Genomic DNA, 23,640 nt, shown 5'->3' with positions numbered 1-23,640 from the left:
TCCGCGATGAAACGGAACGCCGCCCGCTTCCCCTCCGATGGATGCATCGCCATGGATCAGGCAAATCGTGCGAACAGTGCAGCAGACTAAACCGAAAAGTCGGGCACGACGTCATCGAATGCCCTCTCAGAGCCTGCGAAGTCCACTCAGCACCCTCTCCAGCAGTTCAGTGCCCACCGCGTCGTCGGAGTCGTCCAAAATGGTCGGCTCGTGGACTGCGACCAGGCCGTCCGTCGCCATGTCGGCGATGAGCACCCGGGCCACACCGAGCGGGAGCTGCATCCGCGCCGCGATCTCGGCGAGCGATTGCACGCGTCCGTCACACAGCGCGGCGATGTACTGGTGTTCACGGCCACCGTTGCCATTGGCAGCGGCCCGGCCGCGCACCGTCGTCTCGACGAGCGCCTCCAGCGCGATGTCGAGCCGGGGACGGGTACGACCGCGGGTCACGGCGTATGGACGGACCAACGCTCCGGTCGGTTCGTCACGATCGGCCATGTCGCCGCTCACCTCCTTCGTACCCGGCACCGGCTCCCACCGGTGAAACCCGTCGTTGTCGTTGTTGCAGTAGCGCCGACCTCACGATCGGCGAGGCGTCAGCCCAGCATGCCCGCGGCCGCACGCGGCTGCGGGGTCAGCGCGTCGCCCACCCGGTCGACCAGCAACGCCATTTCGTAGCCGACCTGCCCGACGTCCGAGCTGCGGGCGGCCAACACGGCGAAGGACGAGCCGTCCGAGATGGACATCAGGAACAGGAAGCCATCGTCCATCTCCACAACGGTCTGCAGCACCGCGCCTCCCTCGAAGCAGCGGGCCGCCCCCTGGGTGAGGCTGACCAGACCGGACGCGATCGCGGCGAGCTGGTCGGCCCGGTCCCGCGGGAGATCCCGTGACGACGCGAGAAGCAGGCCATCCGCCGAGACGGCGACCGCATGCGCGACACCGGGCACCCGGTCGGCGAAGTTGGCCAGCAGCCAACCAAGATCCTGCGTAGTTGTCATCCTTCTTGCTCCTTCTGCCCGCTCCCGGCCGCTGGGCCTGAGCCAGACTGCGAGGATTGCTGCCCTCCCGGAGTCGCCTCCGGGCTGGTCGGGTTGTCCGAGGTGCTACGCCCTCGCTGCACGCCCCGGTGGTAGGCGGAGAGCAGGCCACGGACCGCCTCCGGGGAACGCCGCTGGACCGAGGTGGTGGGCTTCTCCACCGCGCCGGGGACCAGCTGCGCCATCGGCTTGCGCTTCGGCAGACCGGTCGTGGTGGTCTCGCTCACCGGGGCCGCGCTGGCCGCTGCCGAGGCGGCACGCCAGCCGTCGTCGGCGGCGGTCTGCCAGCCGTTGGTCTGCTGTTGGGGCCGGCGGGTCGGCAGGCTCTCGGCGAGGCTGGGGCGGGCGCCCCCGTTCGCTGTCGACCCGTTGTCCCGCGGCGCTCCTCCGGCCGTCGGAGTGTCTGCCATCGGTGCGTTACCTGTCGTCCCGGGTGGTGTCTTGTGGACTGCCCGGCCGCTGGCCTCGACCGTCGCGAACTGCTGGGTCGCGGTGCCGCCATTCGCCGCCGGCTGGGCGGCCGGTGCGGCCGCCTGAGCCGCCGCCGCCTCCTCCGGACCCGGCCGACGGGTACGGAACCAGGCCGACTCGAGCTCCCGGAAGATCGGCAGCTCCATGGTCTCGTCCGCGTACCGCTGCCGGTTCTGGGCCTGCGGCTGCTGTGGCGCCGGCCGGCTCTGCGCCGGTGCCGCCGAGGTCGGTGCCGTCGGCTGAGCCGCTGCGGCCGGTTGCTCGGCCGGTCGCTGCACCCGTGGCAGCTCCGTCGTCATGTCCAGGGCGGCGGCGAGCCGCTCGGGCACCGGCGGGGTAGCGGCGTCCCGGTCGCCACCGGGAACCGGCGGCCAGGCCGGCGGCGCGGGGGCGTTGGGCGCCTGGGCGGGCGGGGCCGATCGGGGCGCGAAGCCGCTGAACGACTGGCCGGAGGCCGGCGGCGCCGAGTACGGCTGACTCGATGCCGGCGGCGCCGAGTACGGCTGACCGGCCGGCGGGGCCGAGTAGGGCTGACCCGCAGGCGGAGCCGAGTACGGATGCCCGGCCGGAGGGGCCGAGTACGGCTGCCCGGAAGCCGGGGCGGCCGACACCGGCGGACCGGCGTACGGCGCACCCGAGTAGGGCTGTGCGGAATACGGCTGGCCGGAGGCCGGCGAGGCGGAGACCGGTGCCCCGGAGTAGGGCTGCGCGGAGACCGGCGGCGGCGAGTACGGGTGCGCCTCGGGGCTGCTGGGCAACTGCCTCGGGATGGCCGGCTGCTGGCCCGCGTCCGGAGAGTCGTCGCCGGAGCGGCGCTGCGGCAGCGGGTCGATCGGCTGACCGTTGGCCGTCCGCGGGGTGAACCCGTCACCGCCGTTCGTTCCGGCCGCACCGGTCAGGTCCGACCAGGCCGGCATCGAGCGGTAGGCACCGGTGTTGGCGGGGGTGTCGGCACCGTTGCGCGACGCCGGGTCGAACGGGCGACCACCGAGGGTGACCTGGTTGCCGGACTCGCTCGGGCGGGGGCCGTTGCCCAGTGCGGGCAGCGCGCCGAAGGCCGGCACCGGACCGTTGTGCTGGGGGCCACCGGCCGCGGGCAGCGCCGGCGGCTGCTGCACCCGGCCGGAGAGCGCCCGGGGCACCAGCACCGAGGTCGGCAGGGTCACGTCGGCGACCGTGCCACGGTCACCGCCGGGACGTAGCTCGACCCGGACCCCGTGCCGGGAAGCCAGCCGGGCGACCACGACGAGGCCCATCATCCGGGACACGGCCACGTCCACCTGCGGTGGCGTCGCGAGGCGCTCGTTGAGCTCGTGCAACTGGTCGTTGCTGATGCCGATGCCGCGGTCCTCGACGTAGAGCGAGGCACGGTCGCCGACCCGGCGGGCCTCGACCATCACCTGCGAGTCCGGCGGCGAGAACGCGGTCGCGTTGTCGAACAGCTCGGCGACGAGGTGCACCAGGTCGTTGACCGCGTGCGCGGCGACCTCGATGTCCCGGTCGATGACCCCGAACTCGATCCGGGTGTAGTGCTCGACCTCGGACTGCGCGGCGCGCAGCACGTCGATGAGCGCTGCCGGCTCACGCTGCACGCGGGTGGAGTCCGCGCCGGCGAGCACGAGCAGGTTCTCGTCGTTGCGGCGCATCCGGGTGGCCAGGTGGTCGAGCTGGAACAGCTCGGCCAGCCGGTCCGGGTCCTCCTCGCCGCGCTCCAGCCGGTCGAGGTGCCCGATGAGGCGGTCGACCAGGATCTGCGAACGGCGGGCCAGGTTGACGAACATGGTCGCCACGGAGGCGCGCAGCGCCGCCTGCTCGGCGGCCGTGCGGACGGCTTCCAGGTGGACGGCGTTGAACGCCTCGGTCACCTGGCCGAACTCGTCCTTGCTGCGGACCGGGAGCGGCTCGGCGATCTGGTTGGCCAGCTGCACCGGGGAGAGCTGCCCGACGACCTGCGGGTCACGCAGTCGGGCCACCGCCTGCGGCAGGCCGTACTGGGCGACGGAAAGAGCGCCCTGCCGCAGGTCACGCAGCGAGCGGGCCATCGAGCGGGCGACCAGGTAGGCGAAGAGGATGGCCAGCAGCAGCATGCTGAGCAGCAGGCCGGTCTCCAGGAACACCTGACGCTGGACGTCCGAGCGCAGGTTGTCGGCCTCGGCGACCACGTCGCCGTCGAGCCTGGTCTCGACGGTGCGGATCAGCTTGGCGTTGGCCGTCATGGCCGAGTCCCACTGGTCCGGGCCGAACGGCGCACCGCGCATGTCGCCGGTGGTGTTGCCGTCGATCCAGCCGGTGTAGTTCTGCGCCTCCCGGCGGTCACCGCCGGCGACCGTCTGGTCGTGGAACTTCGCCTCGTCAGGGCTGGCGACGGCCTTGAAGCTCTGCAACGCCTGCTGCTGGCCGGTGCCGCTGGCGATGTAGTCGGTGCGCAGCACCGGCGTCATCCGCCGCTGCTCCGAGGCGAGCGCGCGGTGCACGACGACCCGGCGGACGGAGAGGAACTCCTTCTCCCGGGCGACCGCCGCAGCGGCGCGCATCCGGTCGCTCAGGTCGTTGTCACCGGCGAGCTGGGTGGCGGAGTCACGGATGGCGAGCAGGTCGTTGATCAGGCCCTCGTACGCCTGAATGGTCTCGGTGAGCTTGAGCTTGCCGTTGAACACCTGACTGCGGACGCCCGGCAGGTCCTTCAGGGTCTGGTCGATCCCGTCGAGCAGACCATCCAGGCTGCTCGGCAGGTCCTCGATCTCGGCCCGCTGTTGCAGGTAGGGGCCCTTCGCCTGGTCGACCCGGGAGTTCACCCGGTTGTAGGCCTCCTGGTACTGCGCCGTCGGCTGCGTCCCCCTGGCCCCCAGCAGCAGCACGGCGGTGGTCCGCTCATCCTGAAGCGTGTCGACCAGGTTACCTGAGTAGCTCGACAGGTTGGCCAGGTCGCCGGCACGGTTGGCATTGTTGAGCGTCTCCAGGTGGTCGACCAGACCACTGGTGCCCACCACGACCGTGGCGATGGTCGGCACGATCATGATGAGACCGAGCTTGGACCAGATCGGCATGTCCCGGAGCCGGCTGGCCGGCCGGCGCAGCCGCGACAGGAAGGAGCCCGCCGTCTTTGGCCGTTTGCTCACGTCACCGCCCTCGCGATTACAGCTTGAACGTGTTGCCCCGGGCAACGCCCAGCGTCCGACCCGGCGGGTCGGACCCCCGAGATTCCATCACGCCGCCCGGCAAGAAGAAAGCCCAGGTTGTCACCCGCTGAAGGTGTGATGAGATGTTGATGCGATTTGATAGCAGTCCGTCTGGCCGGAGTAACTGAAGGTAATGAAACATCCGCACCGCGTTGTCCTGCTCGCCGGCCCTTCTGGCTCCGGAAAGTCGTACATAGCACAGCAAACCGGGTTGCCGGTGCTCTGCCTGGACGACTTCTACAAAGACGGCGATGACCCTACGTTGCCGCTACGAAACGGCCAGGTGGATTGGGAATCACCCGAGTCGTGGGACGCCCTCACCGCGGTGGAAACGATTGCCCGGCTGGCTCGCGAGGGTCGGGCCGATGTGCCGGTTTATGCGATCGGCGCGGATCGAAGGGTGGCCACCCGGTCATTTGACGTCGCCGGATCGCCACTTTTCGTGGCCGAAGGGATCTTCGCCGCCGAGATCGTCGAGGAGTGCCGCCGTCGAGGGCTGCTCGCCGGCGCGTACGCGCTGCGCCGGCCGCGCGGGGCGACCTTCGTCCGCCGGCTGGCCCGCGACCTGTCCGAGCAGCGCAAGGCGCCACGGGTGCTGGTCCGGCGCGGGGTCGCGCTGCTGCGTGCCGAGCCCGCGGTGCTGCGCCGACAGACCGGGCTGGGCGCGGAGGCGGCCCGGGCCCGGGAGGTGCTGCGCCGGGTGGCCGGCCTGCTCGCCGGCCACCCGCACGGCTGACCAGTCAGGCGAGCAGCTTCGCGTACGCCGGCTTGATCACCTCATCGATGATCCGCAGCCGCTCGTCGAACGGGATGAAAGCGCTCTTCATCGCGTTGATGGTGAACCACTGCATCTCCCGCCAGCCGTAGCCGAACGTCTCCACCAGCAGGGCCATCTCCCGCGACATCGACGTGCCGCTCATCAGCCGGTTGTCGGTGTTGACGGTGACCCGGAACCGCAGGTCCCGCAGCAGGCCGATCGGGTGGTCCGCGATCGAGTCCACCGCTCCGGTCTGCACGTTCGACGACGGGCACAGCTCCAGCGGGATCCGCTTGTCCCGGACGTACGCGGCCAGCCGACCGAGCACCGGCGCGCTGCCGGGGGTGATGTCGTCCACGATCCGCACCCCGTGGCCGAGCCGGTCCGCGCCGCACCACTGGATCGCCTGCCAGATCGACGGCAGGCCGAACGCCTCGCCGGCGTGGATGGTGAAGTGGAAGTCCTCCCGCTGGAGATACTCGAAGGCGTCCAGGTGCCGGGTGGGTGGGAAGCCCGCCTCGGCGCCGGCGATGTCGAAGCCGACCACCCCGGAGTCCCGGTGCCGCACGGCCAGCTCGGCGATCTCCTGCGAGCGGGCCGCGTGCCGCATCGCGGTGAGCAGGGTGCCCACCCGGATGCTCAACCCCGCCTCGACGGCCTGGGCGGTGCCCTCGGCGAAACCGGCCAGCACCGCCTCGACCACCTCGTCCAGGCTCAGGTCGTGTTCGAGGTGCTGCTCCGGGGCGAACCGCACCTCGGCGTAGACGACCCCGTCGGCGGCCAGGTCCAGCGCGCACTCGCGGGCCACCCGGCGCAGCGCCGGCGCGGTCTGCATGACCGCCACGGTGTGCGCGAACGTCTCCAGGTAGCGCTCCAGCGAGCCGGAGTCGGCCGCGTCGACGAACCAGCGCCCCAACGCCTCCGGGTCGGTGGTGGGCAGCTCGTGCCCCACCTCCGCGGCCAGCTCGACGATCGTCGCCGGCCGCAGCCCGCCGTCGAGGTGGTCGTGCAGCAGCGCCTTCGGGACCTTGACGATGTCCTCGTACCGGATAGTTGCGACCATGCTCAGACCCTAGTCAGCGGCCCCGGCGAACCGGGACGGGACCGGCCGGGGTTGCACGGCCGCCAGCCGTACACCCGGCGCACGTCGAGGCGGATCACGAGCCGCCCGTCGGCGACCATGGCAGCGCGGTAGTCCGCCCAGTCCGGGTGCTCGCCGCGAATTCGCCGGTAGACCTCGACCAACTCGTCAACCGTCGCGTCGGTGGTGGCCACGGCCGGCTCGCTGAGGGTCACGGTCCCCTCGGCGACCGCGTACGCGCCGCCGTCCGGGGTGGTCACGTGAAAGCTGGCCCGGGGATCGCGGCGCAGGTTGCGCACCTTTGCCCGACCCCCGGTGGTGGAGCAGCGGATCAGCCCCGGCTCGGCCAGGTAGTCGAGGTTGGACAGCTGCGGTCGGCCGTCCCGGCGCAGGGTGACCAGGACCCCGCGCCCCTTCGTGCCGAACAGCTCCCAAAGCTGATTAGTTGACATGTCACCGACCCTACGACCCGGATCGGTGACATGTCAACGAAATGGCTAGACTGGGCGCATGGACCCACCACGGTGGCTGAACGAACGGGAGGACCGCGCCTGGCGCGGCTACCGCCGGATGCGTCGACTGCTCGACCTGGAGCTGGCCCGCGAGCTGGCCCAGGACGCCGGCCTCTCCGAGCCGGACTACGACGTGCTCTCCGACCTCTCCGAGACGCCGCAGGGGCGGCTGCGCCTCAGCGAACTGGCGGACAGGATGCTGTGGTCGCGCAGCCGGCTCTCGCACCACCTGAGCCGGATGCAGCAGCGCGGCCTGGTGACCCGCGAGGAGTGCGCCGACGATGCCCGGGGCTCCATCGTCGTGCTCACCCTGGCCGGCCGGCAGGCCATCGAGTCCGCCGCCCCCGGCCACGTGGCCGCCGTCCGACGGCACCTGATCGACCTGCTCACCCCGGCGGAGGTCGACGCGCTCGGCGCGCTCACCCACCGGGTGGTCGACCACCTCGCCGACCCCGACCTCCGGGCCACCCGCCCGCAGCCCGAACCGGCGGCCTGACGTGGACCCGCGCATCCTCGACCGGCTGCGCTGCCCGGTCTGCGGCGAGCCGCTGACCGAGGCGACCGCCGGCACCGCCGGGGCTCTTCGCTGCCCGCGTCGGCACAGCTTCGACATCGCCCGGCAGGGGTACGTCAACCTGCTCGCCGGGCGCGCCCCGCACACTGGCGACAGCGCCGAGATGGTGGCCGCCCGGGCGGACTTCCTCGCCGCCGGGCACTACGACGTCATTTCGGCCGCCCTCGCCGCCGCCGCGACGGACGCCGCCGGCCGGCTCCGCGCGACGGCCGCCACGTATCCGCGACCTACCCCGTCCGCCCTTTGCTCTGCTTCAACCGACGCAACGGTTTCCGGGCAGAACTGTTGCGCGGATGTAAGCAGAGCAAAGGACACAACGGCAGAGGTACGGGTTGCGCCGCCGACGCCCGACTTCGAGGCGTACCCCCTGGTGGTGGACGCCGGCGCCGGCACCGGCCGGTACCTCGCGGCGGTGCTGGCTGCGCTGCCGGACGCGGTTGGTCTGGCCCTGGACGTGTCCAAGCCGGCGCTGCGCCGCGCGGCGCGGGCGCATCCCCGGGCGGCCGCGGCGCTCGCCGACACCTGGCAGCGGCTGCCGCTCGCCGACGCTTCGACCTCCGTGCTGCTGAACGTCTTCGCCCCGCGCAACGGCGCGGAGTTCCACCGGGTGCTCGACCCGGCCGGCACGTTGCTGGTGGTCACCCCCGCCGCCGACCACCTCACCGAACTGGTGGACGCCCTCGACCTGCTGCGGGTGGCCCCGGACAAGGCCGACCGGGTGGCCGGCAGCCTGGGCGGGCACTTCACCGTGGTCAGCTCGGCCGTACACCGGGCGGAGCTGGCACTGACCCGGCCGGAGGTCGCCACCCTGGTCGGGATGGGTCCCAGCGCATGGCACACCGACCCGGCCGCTCTCGCCACCCGGCTGGCCGCGCTGCCCGAACCGGTCCGGGTCACCGTGGCGGTCCGGCTCGACGTCCAGCGACCCCGCTGACCTCAGGTGGAGAGGTCGACCTCTTCCCAGCCGGGTGGCTCATCGTGGTACGGCCCGCGCAGGACCACCGCCCACTCCAGCGCCCAGCGCCGCTGCCCGATCGCGTTCGCGTCGACCAGCCCGGGCAGCGACCGCCCGACCCGCTCGGTCTCCAGGTAGGCCCAGTCCAGGCAGTAGTGCAGGTCGAGCAGCGCGGCCGCGTCGGCGGGATGCTGCGGCGCGGCGAGGATCCGGGACCGCCAGCGCGGGAACGTCTCCCCCTCGGCGATGTGCGGCAGCCGCTCGACCAGCCGCTCGTCGACGGCGAGGGTCGGGTCGAGCTGCTTGCTCAGCCCGAGCACCCAGGCCAGCGCGAACAGCGCGTCGTGGTGCAGCACGAACGAGCGGTGGTCGCCCTTGCCGCCGATCACGAACTGCCACTCCGGCGGGGTCACCATCTCCATCAGGTGCGAGCCGAGCAGCCAGGTCATCGCCGCCTGCGGGGGCATCCCGAAGCAGCGGGCCAGGATCAGGTGCAGCACGGCGATCCGCGCCTCGATCTCCACCGTGGGGCGCAGCTCGATCTCGTCACCCGGCTCCCAGACGAGCGGGAATTGGGCTGGCGGCAACGGCAGGCCGAGCCGGGACAACTCGTCCAGGCTCGCCTCGCGCACCTCGCGTGGGTTGGGGGCAGGTACGGTCACGGCAAATTTTCCTGTCTGCTCGCGACGGCTCAAGGCCGGCTATCCCCCCTTGGCCTGCGAGAATAGCGCTCCCTGGTGACCGGCACCACGCCGCCCCGACCTCGGGCCGAGTCAGCCGATCCGCTCGATGACCAGCGGCGTCGGCACCGGCGCGGTCGGCGCGATCCGCACCGCGCTGGCGGCCTCCGCGAGCGCCGCCGGGATCCGCGCCCGGTCCTCGGCGCGCAGCTCGTAGAGGACGTCACCGGCCCGCACCGGATCGCCGGGCCGCTTGTGCAGCACCACCCCGGCCGGCACGCTGACCGGGTCCTCCTTGCGGGCCCGGCCCGCGCCGAGCCGCCACGCCGCCACCCCCATGGCGTACGCGTCGACGGCCGCCACGTGCCCGTCCTGCTCGGCGCGGACCACCTCGATCTCCGGGGCGGCCGGCATCGGCGCGTCCGGGTCGCCGCCCTGCGCCCGGATCATCGCCCGCCAGGAGTCCATCGCCCGGCCGTCCCGCAGCGCCGCTGCCGGATCGACGTCCGGCAGGCCGGCGGCGTCGAGCATCTCCCGGGCCAGGGCCAGCGTCAGCTCCACCACGTCGGCCGGGCCGCCTCCGGCCAGCACCTCGAGCGACTCGGTCACCTCGACCGCGTTGCCGATCGCCAGGCCGAGCGGGGTGGACATGTCGGTGAGCAGGGCGACCGTCCGCACGCCGTGCGCACCACCCAGCTCCACCATGGTGCGGGCCAGCTCACGTGCCTGGTCGACGGACTTCATGAAGGCGCCCGAGCCGACCTTGACGTCGAGGACCAGCGCACCGGTGCCCTCGGCGATCTTCTTGCTCATGATCGAGCTGGCGATCAGCGGGATCGCCTCCACGGTGCCGGTGACGTCGCGCAGTGCGTACAGCTTGCGGTCGGCGGGGGCGAGCCCGGCGCCGGCCGCGCAGATCACGGCGCCGACGTCGCCGAGCTGGGTGATGAACTCGTCGTTGCTGAGCGCGGCCCGCCAGCCCGGGATGGACTCCAGCTTGTCCAGCGTGCCGCCGGTGTGCCCGAGGCCGCGCCCGCTCAGCTGCGGCACGGCCGCGCCGCACGCCGCCACCAGCGGGGTGAGCGGCAGAGTGATCTTGTCGCCGACGCCGCCGGTGGAGTGCTTGTCGACCGTCGGGCGGCGCACCGCCGAGAGGTCCAGCCGCTCACCGCTGGCGATCATCGCGGCGGTCCACCGGGCGATCTCCGGGCCGGTCATGCCGTTGAGCAGGATCGCCATGGCCAGCGCGGACATCTGCTCCTCGGCCACCACCCCCCGGGTGTACGCATCCAGCACCCAGTCGATCTGCGCGTCCGACAGCACACCCCCGTCCCGCTTCACCCGAATGACATCGACGGCAGCAAACCCACTCATCAGAAGTTCTTCCTACTCAGCAGACCAGCGAACAGGAATCTCCAGAGGCGGCTCACCCTCACCAGCCCAGAAGATGGTGCCGGTCGCGTCCACCACGACCACACGGGGCGTCCGGGCCATCCCCCAGGTGATCGCCTCCGCCGGGTCGTCCCAGCTCGGAGCCTCCTCCAGCACGCCGGTCTCGGCGCCCGCGTCATCCCCGGCCGACCGCTCCCAGTAGGCCGTCCAGACCTGCTGCCCGGCGGACATGTCCGGGTGCACGAAGACCGTGCCGCGCCCGCGCCAGGCGGCCAACCGCTCCGGCACCACCGGCACCGGCGTCTCGCCGGTCACCGCCTCCAGGTCCTCCACACCGAAGGCGTGCGGCAGCAACTCGGCCATCCGCAGCGGGCGGCCCTTGGACTCGATCAGGCACTCCGGCCCGCCGTGCTCCCAGAGCAGCTGCCGGCACCGGCCACACGGCATCAACGGCTCACCCGTGGCGTCGACGCAGGAGAGCGCGACGAGGCGGCCGCCCCCGGTGGCGTGCAGGCTGGAGACCACACCGCACTCGGCACAGAGCGTCACCCCGTACGCGGCGTTCTCCACGTTGCAGCCGACCACCACCCGGCCGTCGTCGACCAGCGCGGCCGCACCGACCGGGAACGTCGAGTACGGCGCGTAGGCGTGCCGCATCGCGTCCGCGGCGGCGGCGCGCAACCGCGCCCAGTCGATCTCAGTCATCCCATCATTCTGCCGCACCGTCATCGTGGCCTGCGGCGGGACCACCTCGGCCCCGCCGCGTCGGCACCGGGCTCAGCCCTTGATGTACGGCTTGCCGTCGGCGGCCGGTGCCCGGACCCGGCCGACCAGCCCGGCCACCGCCAGGATCGTCGCCAGGTAGGGCAGCATGGCCAGGAACTGGCTGGGGATCACGCTGTTGATCGCACCCAGGTAGGTGGCGAGCTGGTCGGCGAAGCCGAAGAAGAGCGCGGCGAGCAGCGCCCCGGTCGGGTTCCACCGGCCGAAGATCAGCGCGGCCAGCGCGATGAAGCCCTTGCCGCCGATCATGTTCTTGGTGAACGAGTAGAGCGCCAGCGTGTAGGACGCGCCCCCGATGCCGGCGACCACACCGGCGAGCAGCACGTTGCGGTAGCGCACCCGCAGCACCTTGACGCCGAGCGTGTCGGCGGCGGTCGGGTGCTCACCGACCGAGCGGGTCCGCAGCCCCCACCGGGTACGGAACAGCCCGATGTGGATCACCAGCACCAGGAGCAGGCCGAGGTAGAGGAAGATGTTGCCGCGGAACAGCGCCGGGCCGAGCACCGGGATGTCCTCGAGCAGCGGAATGTTCCAGTTGCCGAAGCGGGGCGCGCTGTTGTACTTCGTCGCGTCGGTCTGCATCAGCCGTTCGTAGAGGAAGCCGGTGACGCCGACCGCCAGCAGGTTCAGCACGATGCCGATGACCACCTGGTCGACCAGGTAGCGGATGGCGAAGACGGCCAGCAGCAGCGAGATGAACGCGCCGCCGATGGCTGCGGCGACCAGGCCCACCCAGACGCTGCCGGAGAGGCTGCCGAACAGCGCGCCGCTGAACGCGCCCATCAGCAACTGCCCCTCGATGGCCACGTTGACCACGCCGGACCGCTCGCAGAGCACCCCGGCGAGCGCACCGAAGATCAGCGGCAGGGCCAGGATGAAGGTGCCTCGGATGATGTTGACCAGGGGCATGAAGTTCTGCCCGGTCGGCGCGGCGGAGACCTGCCAGCAGAGGAAGGAGAGCACGAAGCCGACCAGCCCGACACCGAGCACGGTGAGGAACCACCGCTTCGGCACCCCGGCGAGCAGCGCCGCACCGGCGGCGATCGCGATGATCCCGAACAGGATCGCCCCGATCGTGCCGTTGATCTCCAGCGCGGCGCCGGCCGCGTCATCGCTGAGCGTGAACCGGGCCTGCTGGTCGGTGGCGAGCGCACCGAAGAGCACCGCCGCGAGCAGGCCGAGCGCCAGCAGCACGAGGCCGACCTTGCGGTTCCGGGTCCAGAAGCCCGCGTCGACCGGGGCGACCGCGACGTCGGGGACAGCCATGGTGGACATGAGTTACCAGCCCTTCGCCAGGCTCGTCTGCAACCGGGCGGCCCGTGCGGCCCGGAGCTGGAAGATCGCTTTCACCAGGGCGGGTGCGGCGATGAAGATGACGATCAGCGCCTGGAGCACGGTCACCAGCTCCAGCGAGATCCCCGAGTACGACTGCATCCGGTTGCCGCCCGCCTGGAGCGCCCCGAACAGCAGCGCGGCCAGCAGCACCCCCCAGGGCTTAACCCGGCCGAGCAGCGCCACCAGGATGCCGTCGAAACCGATCTGCGCGACCACCAGCGGGGTCAACGCGCTGGCGGTGGAGCCGAGGACCATGTTCGAGCCACCGAGACCGGCCAGGATCCCGGAGAAGACCATGATCAGGGTGTACGTCCGGGTGACACTGATGCCTGCGGTGCGGGCGGCATCCGGGTTGGCGCCGACCGCGCGCAGCTCGAAGCCGAGCGTGGAGCGGTTGAGCAGCCAGGCGACCCCCCAGGTGGCCAGCACGGCGAGCAGGATGCCGGCGTGCACCCGCAGGTTGTCTCCGAGCAGCCGGGGCAGCTGGGCGGACGTGTCCACCGCCTTGCTGATCGCGTCGGTGCGGGTGGGGTCCTGCACCCCGTTCTGCACGATGAGCCAGGTGAGGAAATACGTGGCCACGTAGTTGAGCATGATCGTGTTGATCACCTCGTGCGCACCGGCGCGGGCCTTGAGGATGCCCGGGATGAAGCCCCAGATCGCCCCGCCCAGGGCACCGGCCAGCACCGCCACCAGCAGGTGCAGGCCGGGCGGCAGCGGCAGCAGGAAGCCGGCCAGCGCGGCCAGGATCACGCCGATGGTGGCCTGACCCTGCGCACCGATGTTGAACAGCCCGCCGCGGAAGGCCAGCGCCACCGCCAGGCCGGTGAAGACCAGCGGGGCCGCGTAGGTGAGCGTCTCGGAGATCGGCGCGAGCACGGCCTGCCAGCCGTTGTCGCCGTTCAGCCAGCCGGAGAACGCCTCCGGGTCGAAGATCGAGCCCTTGAACAGGTTCGCGTACGCCTCACTCACCAGCGTCCAACTGGAATTGAGCGCATCGGACGGGCGGGAGGTGATGTACGAGTAGGTGGAGAGCACATCCGGATCAGAAATGATCATCAGCACCGCGCCGACCACGATCGCCAGCACCAGCGACAGCAGGGTCACCGTGAAGGTGTTGGCCGCCCAGAGGTTGTCCAGGAACAGCCGGCCCAGGCTGGGCTTCGGCTCCGACTCCGGCGCCGACCGGCCCGGCGTCGCCGGCTCGGCCTGTTCGGTGTTGCCGAGAGCGGTCTGCGCGGCCTGCGCCTCGCTCGCCGGCTCCTTGTCCGGCGAGCCGGACTGCGGATTGGGGTCGCTCATGCCTCGTCCTCGTTCGCGGAGCCTGCGTCGCTCGCCGGGCCCCCGTCGGTAGCCGTGCCGTCGGTCGGCGCGGCGTCCGCGCCGCGCTCGGAGACCGCGTCCGGGCTGATGCCGGCCATCAGCAGGCCGATCTCCTCGCGCGGGGTGTCCGGGCCGACGATGCCGATGATCCGGCCGCGGTACATCACCGCGATCCGATCGGCCAGCCCGATCACCTCGTCGAGTTCGCTGGAGACCACCATGACGGCGGTGCCGATGTCCCGCTCGCGGATGATCCGGCTGTGGATGAACTCGATCGATCCGACGTCGACGCCGCGGGTCGGCTGGGCGGCGATGAAGAGCTTCAGCGGCCGGGACAGCTCCCGGGCCACGATCACCTTCTGCTGGTTGCCGCCGGACAGGGTGCCCACCGGCGCGTCGGCCGATGAGGTGCGGACGTCGAACTGCTCGATCCGCTCCTTCGCCGACGTCGCGATCGCGTCCGGCCTGAGCGCGAGCCCGGCACCGAACGGCGGCCGGTCGTAGATGTCCAGCACCAGGTTCTCCGCGACGCTGAACTCCTTGACCAGGCCGTCCACGCTGCGGTCCTCGGGCACGTAGCCGACACCGGCGCGGAGCACCTTCTTGGTCTTCCAGCCGTCGATCCGGTCGCCGCCCAGGCTGACCGTGCCGGCGAGCACCGGGCGCAGGCCCATGATCGCCTCGATCAGCTCGGTCTGGCCGTTGCCCTGCACACCCGCCACGCCGAGCACCTCGCCCGCGCGCACGGTCAGGTCCACGCCGTCGACCGCCCGGACCTGCCGGTCGTCGTCCACGACCAGGCCGGCCACCTCCAGCATCGGCTCGCCCGGCGTGGCGGTGCCCTTCTCCACGGTGAGCCGGACGCTGCGCCCCACCATCAGCGCGGCCAGCTCGTCGCGGCTGGCCTCCGGCAGGGCGGTGCCGACGGTCCTACCGCGCCGGATCACGGTGATGCGGTCGGCGATCGCCTTGACCTCGCCGAGCTTGTGGGTGATGAAGACGATCGACTTGCCGGCGGCCTTCAGCGACCGCATGACCGTCAGCAGTTCCTCGGTCTCCTGCGGGGTGAGCACCGCGGTCGGCTCGTCCAGGATGAGCAGGTCGACGTCGCGGGTGAGCGCCTTGACGATCTCGACGCGCTGCTGGATGCCGACCGGCAGGTCCTCGATCACCGCGTCCGGGTCGACCCGCAGGTTGTAGCGCTCGGACACCTCGGCGACCTGGCGCCGGGCCCGCCGCCGGTCCAGGAAGCCGGCGATGCCGCCTCGGACCTGCTCGGCGCCGAGCATGATGTTCTCGGTGACGGTGAAGACCGGTACCAGCATGAAGTGCTGGTGCACCATGCCGATCCCGGCCGCGATCGCGTCGGACGGGCCCTTCAGCTTCAGCGGCTTGCCATCGACCAGGATCTCGCCCTCGTCGGGCTGGTAGAGCCCGTAGAGCACGTTCATCAGGGTCGACTTGCCCGCGCCGTTCTCGCCGAGCAGGGCGTGAATCTCTCCAGGCTCCACCGTCAGGTCGATGTGGTCATTGGCGACCAGATCACCGAACCGCTTGGTGATGCCGCGCAGTTCGAGTCTCAGCGCAACCTCCTGGAGTGCGAGCGATGGTGCAGCGTAGCTGCCGTTGACCGGGCCGGACCGGCCCGGTCACCGTGGCGCGCGATCGGCCGCTCCGGCCCCACGGGTGGTTACCCGCGGCGCCGGAGCGGCCGGATCCGTCGTACCTGTCCCCCGCCGACCCTCCGATGATCTCACCGGAGGGGTCGGCCGGTCGTCACTTGGTCGGCTGGGCCTTCGAGGTGACGGTGATGGTGCCGGCGGCGATGTCCGCCTTGATCTTGTCGACTTCGGCCTTCAGCTCGGCCGGAACCTTGCTGTCGAAGTCGTGGTACGGGGCGAGCGAGACACCGTTGTTGGCCAGGGTGCCGATGAAGCCCGGCTTGGCCGGCAGCTTGTCGCCAGCGGCGGCCTTGACCACGGCCTCCTTGACAGCCTCCGGAATGTTCTTGACCACGGTGGTCACGATCGCGGAGCAGTCCGGGGTGCTCTCGCAGCCGTCGACGTCCACCCAGATGGTGTTGTACCTGCCGCCCGAGGCCTTGGCCGCGGAGGTGGTGCCGAGGCCGGCGCCACCGGCGACGGGCATGATGATGTCCGCGCCCTGGGCGACCAGCGCGTCGGAGACCTTCTTGCCCTCGTCCTGCTTGGCGAAATCGTTGGTGAAGGAGCCCTTCTGGGTTGCCTTGTCCCAGCCGAGCGCCTGGACGTTCTTCTTCTTGGTGGTGTTGTAGTACGCCACGCCGTCGACGAAGCCGTCCATGAAGATGGTCACCGGCGGGATCGGCAGGGCGCCGTAGGTGGCCACCTTGCCGCTCTTGGTCAGCCCGGCTGCCAGGTAGCCCGCCTGGAACGCGGCCTGGGCGGTGTCGAACTGCATCGGGTAGACGTTGGCGTCACCCGGGTTGGCGTCGACGATGCCGAACTCCTGGTTCGGGTTCGCCTTGGCGATCTTCGAGGTGGCGTTCGACATCAGGCCACCGACGGCCAGGATGAAGTCGCACTTCTGGTTGACGTACTGCGTCAGGTTCGGCTCGTAGTCGGCCTCGGCCTTCGACGCGACGTACTTGATGTCGATGTTGTCGTTGGCGGCCTTGGCCTCCTGCAGGCCCTTCCAGGCCGAAGCGTTGAACGACTTGTCGTCGATGCCGCCGACGTCGGTCACCATGCAGGCGCTGAACTTCTTGGCGCCACTGCCGGCGTTGTTGTCATCCTCGGGGGCCTCGCCACACGCGGCGGCGCTGAGCACGAGCCCACCCACCGCGAAGATCGAGGCGATCCGCATCCCACGCACCGAGCGCAAGACGTCTCCTTCCCATTGCACACCGCGCCTAGTGCGGTGGCAGCCCATCAGCCGACCTGCGGGTTGCCGCCGGCTGTCCCACGTTACGGACGGGAGCGTACGCCCGCGCCCACCCACCGGCCGACAATCGTGCACGACTGTTGAGCGCCTGTTACCCGGGTGTAACCCTTGCGTGGGGCAAGTCACTCTTCGTGCTGGTAGGCGAGCAGCCGAGGCGTCACGAACGTCCGTTTTTCGGGGCGGCCCCCTCCCCGGACGTTACCGCCAAAAGACCGCGACCGCCGCGTTGACCAGCGTCAGACCGACGATCGCGAGGAAGTGACCGCGATTGACCACGTCCCGCTTCCGCGAGAAGAAGACCATGACGAAGATCAGCAGCGCGAGCACCAACTTCGTCACAAGTTTCGCCGGTGCCGGCTCGTCACCGTCGCGCAGCGGGGCGGAGAGGCCGAGCCCGGTCAGCAACTGGATCACCGACCCCCAGAGCATGGCCGGGTTGATCCGCAGCCGGCCGCTGATGTACTGGGCGATCGAGCCGCCGAGCAGCAGGGCGAAACCGATCAGATGGACATAGAGGAGGGTCAGTCGCAGCGCTTCCACGCCGCCCATCCTCCCCTATCAACGACACTTTGTAGTAGGGGGTCCTGCGATCAGCGCGTCGGTGCTCGCCGACAAGTGCGTCGCGGCCGGCCGGCCGCGTTCAGCACAGCCGCCAGACCTGGAAGGTGGGGCCGTCACCGGGCAGGGTCAACGAGCCGTCCGGTCCGGGTCGAAGCGCCGGCGCACCTCCGTACACATTCTGCGCCGCGGGCAGCCCGGCCAGCCGCACCGGGCGGCCAGCCGCCCGGCGGGCCAGCACCAGCACCGCGCCGGTCGGCGCCTCGCGCAGGAAGACGAGCGTGTCCGGGTCGTGGTACAGCCGCCGAAGGCCGCCGTGGCGCAGCGCCGGCTCGCCTCTCCGCAGCGCGATCAGCGCCCGGTACGCGGCGAGCGTGCCGGCGTCCCAGCTCTGCGGGCGGTGCCACGGCATCGGGGTACGCGACGATTCGCCGTTCGTGCCGGTCAGGCCCAGCTCATCCCCCGCGAAGACCATCGGGATGCCGGGCATGGTGGCGAGCAGGCCGGCGGCGACCTCGTGTCGGGCCGCGTCGCCGACCACCGTCCGGATCCGGGCCGAGTCGTGCGAGCCGAGCAGTTGCCACGAGTGCACGTATGAACGCCAGGAGACCAGCGACCGGTAGGTGTCCATGGTGGCCAACACCGCGTCCGCGTCCCGGCGGGGCACCCCGCCCGGTGTGCCGAGGAAGTTCGGCACCGGCTGCTCGCCGTAGCGCAGCCAGGACCAGACCGGGTCGGTGAAGCCGACGTAGTTCATGGTGCCGTGCCAGCCGTCGCGGTCCAGGTCACCGGTGTGGTCGTGGCCATGCTCGGCCATCAGCAGGCCGTCCGGCCGGTCCTGGGCCACCACCGAGCGCAGCAGCGCCGCCACCTCGTGGGTGTACTCGTCGGCGCCGCGCCGGCCGGTCATGTTCGCCACGTCCACCCGCCACCCGTCCAGCCCGTACGGGGGACGCAGCCAGCGACGCAGCACCGCGTCCTCGGCGGTGCCGAAGCGGCGGCGCAGCTCGGCGCTTCCCCAGTTCAGCTTCGGCAGGGACTTCACCCCGTTCCAGGACTCGTAGTCCCCGGAGATCTCGTCGAAGTAGTACAGCTCCCGTTCGGGCGCGTGTACCTGCGAGGAGGCAGCGGTGAACCAGTCGTGCGCGTCGCCGGTGTGGTTGCTGGTGATGTCGCCGAGCAGCCGCCAGCCCCGCGCCCGTACCGCGTCCGCGAGCCGGGCCAGCGCGGCGTCCCCGCCGAGTAGCGGGTCGACCCGGTCGAAGCTGGCCGCGTCGTAGCGGTGGTTGGAGCGTGCCGGGAAGATCGGGGTCAGGTAGAGCGTGTTCACCCCGAGCCGGTCCAGGTGGTCCAGCCGCTCGGCGATCCCGTCCAGGTCGCCGCCGTAGAGCTGGTGCGGTGTCTCCGGGCCCCGCCCGATCACCGGGGTGTCCCAGTCGCACGGGATCGCCCAGTCCGGCAGCGGCCGGGCGTCGGCCTCCGCGGAGCGGGCGAACCGGTCCGGGAAGATCTGGTAGATCACGGCATCCCGCGCCCAGGCCGGCGGTGGCGCGTGGGTGACCAGCTTGAAGTCGCCGTGGTCGGGCACGTCGTGGTCGACCATCCCGGCGGCCGTCAGCCACCGGGGACGCCGCTGCCCGGAGAGCAGGAAGCGGTAGTTGCTCACCGGGTTGCGGGCCGGCACCTCGGCCCGCCACCAGACGTCCCCGCCCTCGGTGCGGTCCACGATGGCCTCGCGGAAGCGCGGCTCGCCGTCGCCGGTGGTGCGCACATGCACCTGGCTCACGTCGGCGCCGGCCGGCACCCGGACGAAGACGTCGACGACCTCCCCCAGCGCGGGCTCCTGCTGAGGGACGTGGAGCGGGGATCCGTCGTGGTGCGGCTGCACGGCAGTTCTTCCTCTCGGACGTACTCGTCAGGGTTCGGCCCGCGCCTGGGCAGCAGCCTCCCTCTCGCGCCGCCTTTGCTCTGCTTACGCCCACGCAACGGGCAGTGTCCGGATAGCGGACACCGGCTGTTGCGCGGGTTGAAGCAGAGCAAAGGCGTTGAGCAGGGTGTCGGGATGCCGCCGAGCCGTGGCCGGAACCGGCCGGCTATCCCTTGACCGCGCCGGCGGTCAGCCCGGAGACGATGTACCGCTGGAGCAGTTGGAAGACCAGCACGGTGGGGATCGCGGTGAGCAGGGTGCCGGCCGCGAAGATGCCGAAGTTGTTGTTGCGCTCGTTGCCCTGCAACATGCCGTACATGCCGACCGCCAGGGTCTTCGAGTCGGTGCTGGTGAGGAACACGTTGGCCATCAGGAACTCGTTGATGGTGCCGATGAACGCCAGCAGCCCGGTCACCGCCAGGATCGGCGCCACCAGCGGCAACATGATCCGGAAGTAGACCTGGGCGTGCGACGCCCCGTCCATGGTCGCCGACTCGTCCAGCTCCCGGGGCAGGGTGTCGAAGAAGCCCTTCATCAGCCAGGTGTTCACCCCGAGCGCGCCACCCATGTAGAGCAGCAACAGCCCCCAGGGGGTGTTGAAACCGATCGACGGCCACAGGTCGGTGATCGTGCCGAAGATCAGGTAGATCGCCACGATCGCCAGGAACTGCGGGAACATCTGGATCAACAGCAGGGCGAGCAGCCCCACCCGGCGGCCGCGGAACCGCATCCGGGAGAAGGCGTACGCGGCCAGCGCGGAGAGGAACACCGACGCGAACGAGGCCACCCCGGCGATCAGCAGCGAGTTGAGGAACCACCGCTCGAAGGCGGTCCGTTCGAACAACCCGCCGAAGTTGCCGAGCGACACCCCGCCGGTCGGCACCAGCTCGGTGGTGGAGAGCGTGCCGAGCGGGTTGAGCGCCGCGGAGAGCACGAACACGATCGGGAAGAGGCTGAACAGCACGCCGAGCACGGCGACCAGGTGCCGCCAGCCGACCTGGGCGAACCAGCGGTTGCGCCGCCGGCCGGTGACGTTGCGGTTGGCCGCTGGCGGGCGGCCCGCCGTGTCGCCGGTACGCGCGGCCCCGGTGAGGGTGGTCACGAGTACACCTCCTCCTGCTTACGGGTCCGCCGGAAGCTGACCGCCGAGACCACCGCGACGATGGCGAAGATGAACAGCGAGATCGCGGCGGCGAAGCCGAACTGCGCGCCCTGACCGCCGAAGGCGAGCCGGTAGGTGTACGTGATCAGCAGGTCCGTCGCGCCGTTGGTCGGGTTGTCGGCCGGGAACGGCGCACCCTCGGTGGTCAGGTAGATCGCGTTGAAGTTGTTGAAGTTGTACGCGAACGACGAGATCAGCAGCGGGGAGAGCGCGACCAGCAGCAGGGGCAGGGTGACCGCGCGGAAGGACTGCCAGGGCGAGGCCCCGTCGACCGACGTCGCCTCGGTCAACTCCCGCGGGATGGCCTGCAACGCACCAGTGGCCACCAGGAACATGTACGGATAGCCGAGCCAGAGCTGCACCAGGATGACCGCGAAGCGCGCCGTCCACGGCTGGCCGAACCAGTCCACGTCCAGGCCGAACAGGTTGTTGATCAGGCCGAAGTCGGCGTTGAACATGTCCCGCCAGGCCAGCAGCATCGCGAACGACGGCATGGCGTACGGCAGGACCAGCAGCACCCGGTAGACGTTGGTGCCGCGCATCCGGGGCGAGTGCAGCACGAGCGCGATCAGCATGCCGAGCAGGAACGTCCCGCCGGTGGAAGCGACCGCGAAGGCGAAGTTCCAGATCAGGGTGCCGAGGAACGGGCCGGAGATGTTCTTGTCGGTGAGCACCCGGGTGAAGTTGCTCAGCCCGACGTTGACCTTCCAGCCCTGGGCGAGCCGCTCGCCGTCGGCGGCGACGAAGGCGCCCAGCTCCTGGTCGGCGGTCCAGGTCTGCCCGGTCTCGGCGTCCCGGACGCAGTCGCAGCCGGCCTCGTACGCCCGCACCGCCTTGCCCTCGTACGCGCGGGACAGGCCACTGGACCGCAGCGCGCCGCCGGCGGTGGGCACCACCAGGTCAGTGATCTCCCTGCTGCGGGCGCTGGCCTGGCCGAAGTTCAGCACGGTGTAGCCGTCGGCGGCGGTGACCTTGCCGCCCGGGGTGACCGTGACGTCGGCGGCGTCGAGCTGGCGTAGCCCGCCGCCGTCGCCGGCGGAGACCGTGCCGGTGGCGGGGTCGGTGACCAGGAAGAGCAGCGCCCCGGTGGCCGGGTCGCCCTTGGTGGCGATCGACAGGGCGTACTCGGCGGAGCCGGGCACCTGGGTGACCGAGGAGGTCTGGATCGCGACGATCGCGTCGTCCTTGCCGCCCCGGTGCCCGTCGCCGAAGTTGGTGAAGGCGGTGCTGGCCGTGTAGAGCACCGGGAAGACCTGGAAGGCGATCAGGAACAGGGTGCCCGGGACCAGGTACTTGGCGGGAATGTGCCGGGGGGTGAGGTACAGGTAGAACAGTCCGGCGGTGGTCGCCGCCAGCAGGGCCAGGCCAGCCCATTTCCCGGTGTCGATGAGCGGGAAGGCCGCCCAGACCGCGATACCGGCGGTCAGGCCGAGCAGGAGCACCTTGCCGGCCAGGCCGGTCAGGGTGATGGGCGCGTGGTCGCGCGTGGCACGGGAGCGCGGGGGGCGGGAGCCGACAGGCCCCTGGCCCGGGGCCTGCGTGGCAGACCCCGGACCGGACAGCGGCGTGCTCATTACTTGATCTGGCCGGAGATGGTCTTGCCGGCCGCGGTGATGGTGCTGGTCGGGTCGGCGCCACCGATGACGGCGGCCTCAGCCTTGCCGAACGGATCCCAGATCGCGGCCATCGCCGGGATCGCCGGGAGCACCTGGCCGTTTCTGCCGGCGTCCTGGAACTTGGCCAGGTCCGGGTCGCTGCCCTTGACCTGGTCGAGGGCGGCGGTCAGCGCCGGCGGGCGGGGCTCGGCGTTGTACAGCGCGACGGCCAGCTCGGGGGTGGTCGTGTAGTTGGCCACGAACTCCTGGGCCAGCGCCTTGTTCTTGCCCTTGCTGGCGACGTAGAACGCCTGCACACCCACGAACGGCTGGGCCTCCTTGCCACCGGCGAAGCCGGGGATGGCGGAGATGTCGTACTTGATGTTGGCCTTCTTGACGTCGGCCACCGCCCACGGGCCGGAGACCAGGTACGCACACTTCTTGCTGGTGAAGGTGGCGATCGAGTTGGTGTCCGCGATGGAACGCTTGAGCACGCCCTCGCCCTTCTCGCCCAACGCGCCGATCTTCTTGAACGCCTCGATCGACGCGGGCTTGCCCACGCCCAGGTCCTTCGGGTCGTAGTCGCCGTTGGCGCCGGTGCCGAAGAGGTAGCCGCCGGCCGACGTGTACAGCGGGTAGATGTGATACGCGTCGCCGTTCTGGCCAACCTGGAGGCAGAGCGTCTCGGTGGCCTTCTTCGCCGTCTTGAGCTGCTTGCCCGTGGCGACCAGGTCCTCGATGGTCTTCGGTGCCTCGGGGGCCAGTTCGGTGTTGCGGATCAGCGCCAGGTTCTCCTGCGCATACGGCACGCCGTAGAGCTGGCCGCTGAAGGTGACCGCCTTGATGGCGGTCTCGTTGAAGGCGCTCTTCTGCTCGGCGGCCAGCTGCACGGGGTCGATGGCGCCGTTCTGCACCAGGTTGCCGATCCAGTCGTGCGCGCCGACCACCACGTCGGGGCCGCTGCCCTGCTGGGAGGCGGTGACGAAGTTGGTCTGCAGGTCCTTGCTGACGGCCTGGACCTCGACGGTGACGCCGTTCTCCTGACCGAACTTCTCGGCGAACGGCTTGAGGGCGGCCGTCCGCTTGTCGTCCGCCCAGATCACCAGTTTGCCGCCGACGGCCTTGGGGGACTCCTTCGCGGCCGGCTCGTCGCTGTCGCCACCACAGCCGGAGGCGGCGAGCGCCAGGGCGAAGAGGGCGACCACACCCGCGGTACGGATGCGCATCGGTACTCCTGTCGTCAAGGCGGGTCCGCCGGGGGAAGGGCGGCCCACCAGTGGGAACCTCTGGAAAATCTTGCCAACCGGCGCATCGATACCGCGCCGCTGCTCTCGCATGTTGCCGGGACGTTAGCAAGAGGTTGCAGATTATGGAAGGGCTTGCAGAAAGCCCCG

Annotated in this window: 20 protein-coding genes; 3 read left to right on the top strand and 17 right to left on the bottom strand. The window is 71.0% G+C overall.

The window, feature by feature from the left end; genetic code table 11:
* Positions 1 to 126: 126 nt before the first annotated feature.
* The 3 genes from KBX63_RS22880 to KBX63_RS22870 form a co-directional block, all read right to left on the bottom strand.
* Complete coding sequence (locus tag KBX63_RS22880) at positions 127 to 498, bottom strand: DUF742 domain-containing protein (protein ID WP_089021735.1); 372 nt, start codon at positions 496 to 498, stop codon at positions 127 to 129.
* 98 nt (positions 499 to 596) lie between these two features.
* Positions 597 to 1,001 carry a roadblock/LC7 domain-containing protein gene (locus KBX63_RS22875; RefSeq protein WP_210913825.1) on the bottom strand — a complete coding sequence of 135 codons (405 nt, stop codon included), beginning with the start codon at positions 999 to 1,001 and terminating at the stop codon, positions 597 to 599.
* Positions 998 to 4,630, bottom strand: a complete 3,633-nt coding sequence (locus tag KBX63_RS22870; protein ID WP_210913821.1) for a nitrate- and nitrite sensing domain-containing protein — start codon at positions 4,628 to 4,630, stop codon at positions 998 to 1,000. The genes KBX63_RS22875 and KBX63_RS22870 overlap by 4 nt, the downstream gene beginning before the upstream one ends.
* 502 nt (positions 4,631 to 5,132) lie before the next feature.
* Between KBX63_RS22870 and KBX63_RS35425 the strand changes: the two genes are divergently transcribed.
* Positions 5,133 to 5,426 carry a hypothetical protein gene (locus tag KBX63_RS35425; RefSeq protein WP_236646990.1) on the top strand — a complete coding sequence of 98 codons (294 nt, stop codon included), beginning with the start codon at positions 5,133 to 5,135 and terminating at the stop codon, positions 5,424 to 5,426.
* A gap of 4 nt (positions 5,427 to 5,430) precedes the next feature.
* On the opposite strand, the gene KBX63_RS22860 is transcribed toward KBX63_RS35425, so the two are convergent.
* Positions 5,431 to 6,510 (bottom strand): adenosine deaminase, encoded by a 1,080-nt coding sequence (locus KBX63_RS22860; protein WP_210913819.1) that lies wholly within the window; start codon positions 6,508 to 6,510, stop codon positions 5,431 to 5,433.
* 2 nt (positions 6,511 to 6,512) lie between these two features.
* Positions 6,513 to 6,980, bottom strand: coding sequence for a PPOX class F420-dependent oxidoreductase (locus KBX63_RS22855; protein ID WP_210913818.1), 468 nt, complete (start codon positions 6,978 to 6,980; stop codon positions 6,513 to 6,515).
* Positions 6,981 to 7,038: 58 nt separating this feature from the next.
* Between KBX63_RS22855 and KBX63_RS22850 the strand changes: the two genes are divergently transcribed.
* Both KBX63_RS22850 and KBX63_RS22845 read left to right on the top strand, forming a co-directional pair.
* Positions 7,039 to 7,536 carry a MarR family winged helix-turn-helix transcriptional regulator gene (locus tag KBX63_RS22850; protein WP_210913817.1) on the top strand — a complete coding sequence of 166 codons (498 nt, stop codon included), beginning with the start codon at positions 7,039 to 7,041 and terminating at the stop codon, positions 7,534 to 7,536.
* A 1-nt stretch (position 7,537) separates the two neighbouring features.
* Entirely contained in the window at positions 7,538 to 8,548 is a 1,011-nt protein-coding gene (locus KBX63_RS22845; RefSeq protein WP_210913816.1) for a putative RNA methyltransferase, read from the top strand.
* 2 nt (positions 8,549 to 8,550) lie between these two features.
* On the opposite strand, the gene KBX63_RS22840 is transcribed toward KBX63_RS22845, so the two are convergent.
* From KBX63_RS22840 to KBX63_RS22785, 12 genes are all read right to left on the bottom strand, one after another.
* Entirely contained in the window at positions 8,551 to 9,231 is a 681-nt protein-coding gene (locus KBX63_RS22840; RefSeq protein ID WP_210913815.1) for a DUF4272 domain-containing protein, read from the bottom strand.
* Positions 9,232 to 9,342: 111 nt separating this feature from the next.
* Positions 9,343 to 10,623, bottom strand: coding sequence for a thymidine phosphorylase (locus KBX63_RS22835; protein WP_210913814.1), 1,281 nt, complete (start codon positions 10,621 to 10,623; stop codon positions 9,343 to 9,345).
* A 12-nt stretch (positions 10,624 to 10,635) separates the two neighbouring features.
* Positions 10,636 to 11,370 (bottom strand): cytidine deaminase, encoded by a 735-nt coding sequence (locus tag KBX63_RS22830; RefSeq protein WP_210913813.1) that lies wholly within the window; start codon positions 11,368 to 11,370, stop codon positions 10,636 to 10,638.
* Between the two features lie 48 nt (positions 11,371 to 11,418).
* The gene (locus KBX63_RS22825) at positions 11,419 to 12,699 is read right to left on the bottom strand and encodes an ABC transporter permease (RefSeq protein ID WP_210913811.1); all 1,281 of its coding nucleotides are present in this window, start codon (positions 12,697 to 12,699) and stop codon (positions 11,419 to 11,421) included.
* A gap of 3 nt (positions 12,700 to 12,702) precedes the next feature.
* Positions 12,703 to 14,061, bottom strand: a complete 1,359-nt coding sequence (locus KBX63_RS22820) for an ABC transporter permease (protein ID WP_210913809.1) — start codon at positions 14,059 to 14,061, stop codon at positions 12,703 to 12,705.
* A complete protein-coding gene (locus tag KBX63_RS22815) occupies positions 14,058 to 15,605 on the bottom strand; it encodes an ABC transporter ATP-binding protein (RefSeq protein WP_307871804.1) in 1,548 nt (515 codons plus the stop codon). The genes KBX63_RS22820 and KBX63_RS22815 overlap by 4 nt, the downstream gene beginning before the upstream one ends.
* A 253-nt stretch (positions 15,606 to 15,858) precedes the next feature.
* A complete protein-coding gene (locus KBX63_RS22810) occupies positions 15,859 to 16,926 on the bottom strand; it encodes a BMP family protein (protein ID WP_210913846.1) in 1,068 nt (355 codons plus the stop codon).
* 276 nt (positions 16,927 to 17,202) lie between these two features.
* Positions 17,203 to 17,544, bottom strand: coding sequence for a hypothetical protein (locus KBX63_RS22805; protein ID WP_210913807.1), 342 nt, complete (start codon positions 17,542 to 17,544; stop codon positions 17,203 to 17,205).
* Between the two features lie 100 nt (positions 17,545 to 17,644).
* Positions 17,645 to 19,450, bottom strand: a complete 1,806-nt coding sequence (locus KBX63_RS22800) for an alpha-amylase family glycosyl hydrolase (protein ID WP_210913806.1) — start codon at positions 19,448 to 19,450, stop codon at positions 17,645 to 17,647.
* A 205-nt stretch (positions 19,451 to 19,655) separates the two neighbouring features.
* Positions 19,656 to 20,471, bottom strand: coding sequence for a sugar ABC transporter permease (locus KBX63_RS22795; RefSeq protein ID WP_247662910.1), 816 nt, complete (start codon positions 20,469 to 20,471; stop codon positions 19,656 to 19,658).
* Positions 20,472 to 20,587: 116 nt separating this feature from the next.
* Positions 20,588 to 22,225 (bottom strand): ABC transporter permease subunit, encoded by a 1,638-nt coding sequence (locus tag KBX63_RS22790; RefSeq protein ID WP_210913804.1) that lies wholly within the window; start codon positions 22,223 to 22,225, stop codon positions 20,588 to 20,590.
* Positions 22,225 to 23,472: a maltose ABC transporter substrate-binding protein gene (locus KBX63_RS22785; protein ID WP_210913803.1), complete on the bottom strand. Its 1,248-nt coding sequence runs from the start codon at positions 23,470 to 23,472 to the stop codon at positions 22,225 to 22,227. Before KBX63_RS22785 ends, KBX63_RS22790 begins: the two co-directional genes overlap by 1 nt.
* Positions 23,473 to 23,640: the final 168 nt, after the last annotated feature.

Source organism: Micromonospora sp. U21 (assembly GCF_018070045.1).
In the GTDB taxonomy this organism is placed as follows: domain Bacteria; phylum Actinomycetota; class Actinomycetes; order Mycobacteriales; family Micromonosporaceae; genus Micromonospora.
Note: the sequence above shows the minus strand (reverse complement) of the source record. Positions and strands in the feature narration are given on the sequence as shown.

Coding starts and splice junctions, on each gene's coding strand:
- KBX63_RS22810 (WP_210913846.1), bottom strand. CDS start 16,926: ATGCGGATCGCCTCGATCTTCGCGGTGGGTGGGCTCGTGCTCAGCGCC.
- KBX63_RS22830 (WP_210913813.1), bottom strand. CDS start 11,370: ATGACGGTGCGGCAGAATGATGGGATGACTGAGATCGACTGGGCGCGG.
- KBX63_RS22820 (WP_210913809.1), bottom strand. CDS start 14,061: ATGAGCGACCCCAATCCGCAGTCCGGCTCGCCGGACAAGGAGCCGGCG.
- KBX63_RS22790 (WP_210913804.1), bottom strand. CDS start 22,225: ATGAGCACGCCGCTGTCCGGTCCGGGGTCTGCCACGCAGGCCCCGGGC.
- KBX63_RS22860 (WP_210913819.1), bottom strand. CDS start 6,510: ATGGTCGCAACTATCCGGTACGAGGACATCGTCAAGGTCCCGAAGGCG.
- KBX63_RS22855 (WP_210913818.1), bottom strand. CDS start 6,980: ATGTCAACTAATCAGCTTTGGGAGCTGTTCGGCACGAAGGGGCGCGGG.
- KBX63_RS22880 (WP_089021735.1), bottom strand. CDS start 498: ATGGCCGATCGTGACGAACCGACCGGAGCGTTGGTCCGTCCATACGCC.
- KBX63_RS22835 (WP_210913814.1), bottom strand. CDS start 10,623: ATGAGTGGGTTTGCTGCCGTCGATGTCATTCGGGTGAAGCGGGACGGG.
- KBX63_RS22825 (WP_210913811.1), bottom strand. CDS start 12,699: ATGTCCACCATGGCTGTCCCCGACGTCGCGGTCGCCCCGGTCGACGCG.
- KBX63_RS22850 (WP_210913817.1), top strand. CDS start 7,039: ATGGACCCACCACGGTGGCTGAACGAACGGGAGGACCGCGCCTGGCGC.
- KBX63_RS22785 (WP_210913803.1), bottom strand. CDS start 23,472: ATGCGCATCCGTACCGCGGGTGTGGTCGCCCTCTTCGCCCTGGCGCTC.
- KBX63_RS22875 (WP_210913825.1), bottom strand. CDS start 1,001: ATGACAACTACGCAGGATCTTGGTTGGCTGCTGGCCAACTTCGCCGAC.